We start from the raw sequence: 1,379 nt of genomic DNA, 5'->3' as shown, positions 1-1,379 counted from the left end.
CCCCGCCCCCGAGCGCGGTACCTTCGGGCCCCCGGGTCCAAGGGCTCGCACCCTGGCCCCCGGCCCGGGTCCCGCACCATCACCGCCCCGCAGAGTGGAGTCAGACGTGAGCGTCAGCGTCCGGACGACGACCGACGGAACCGATCCCTTCGGCACCGCCCGGCTGCGGCGGGGTGTCCTCGACGCCTGGGGCGCGTCCCCCGCCCGGTTCCGGGAGGACGCCAACGCCGAGGAGGACCTCGCCCTCGGCGGCTACCGCGACCGCCTCGTCGTCGAACTCGCCCAGAACGCCGCCGACGCCGCCCACCGCGCCGGCGTCCCCGGCCGCCTCAGGCTCACCCTGCACCCCGCGGACCACGAGAGCCCCGCCCTCCTCGCCGCCGCCAACACCGGTGCCCCGCTGGACGCCACCGGCGTCGAGTCCCTGTCGACCCTCCGCGCCTCCGCCAAGCGCGAGCAGCAGACCCACGGCGCGGTCGGCCGGTTCGGCGTCGGTTTCGCCGCCGTCCTCGCCGTCACCGACGAGCCCGCCGTCCTCGGCCGCCACGGAGGCGTCCGCTGGTCCCTCGCCGAGGCCCGCGAACTCGCCGCCGATTCCGCCCGGTACAGCCCCGGCCTCGGCGACGAACTGCGCCGCCGTGACGGCCACGTACCCCTCCTCCGGCTCCCGCTGCCCGCCGAGGGCTCCGCCCCCGACGGCTACGACACCGTCGTCGTCCTCCCGCTCCGCGACACCGCCGCCCGTGACCTCGCCGAGCGGCTCCTCGCCTCCGTCGACGACGCGCTCCTCCTCACTCTTCCGGGGCTCGCGGAGATCGTCGTGGAGACCTCGGAAGGGGTAAGGACCCTCCGCCGCTCCGAGGACGACGGATACGTGCAGATCGTCGACTCCGCCACCGGCACCCACCGCTGGCGGACCGTCTCCCACGGCGGCCCCCTCGACGCCGAACTCCTCAAGGACCGCCCGGTCGAGGAGCGCCTGCGCCCCCACTGGTCCGTCACCTGGGCCGTACCCGTGGACCCGGAGGGAGCCCCGCGCTACCCGCGTACGACCCCGGTCGTGCACGCCCCCACGCCCACCGACGAACCCCTCGGCATCCCCGCGCTGCTCATCGCCTCCCTGCCCCTGGACACCGCGCGGCGGCACCCGGCGCCCGGCCGGCTCACCGACTTCCTGGTGCAGCGCGCGGCCGACGCGTACGCCGAACTCCTCGCCGAGTGGCAGCCGGTGACGACCGCCACGCTCGACCTCGTCCCCGGCCCGCTCGGCAAGGGCCCCCTCGACGGGGCCCTGCGCGAGGCGATCCTGGACCGGCTGCCGAGGGTCGCGTTCCTGGCGCCCGCCGCTCCCACCGAGGAACTCCCCGCCCTCCGCGACC

At 76.6% G+C, this 1,379-nt stretch carries 1 protein-coding gene; it reads left to right on the top strand.

The window, feature by feature from the left end:
• Window positions 1-94: 94 nt before the first annotated feature.
• Window positions 95-1,379, top strand: a 1,285-nt coding sequence (locus tag AOK00_RS35740) for a sacsin N-terminal ATP-binding-like domain-containing protein (RefSeq protein ID WP_437441470.1), incomplete at its 3' end; no start/stop codon positions are given.

The sequence above is a fragment of the Streptomyces aureus genome, from assembly GCF_001418135.1.
Classification (GTDB): Bacteria; Actinomycetota; Actinomycetes; order Streptomycetales; family Streptomycetaceae; genus Streptomyces; species Streptomyces aureus_A.
The sequence above is the reverse complement of the archived record's forward strand: the minus strand, read 5'-3'. Positions and strand labels throughout refer to the sequence as shown.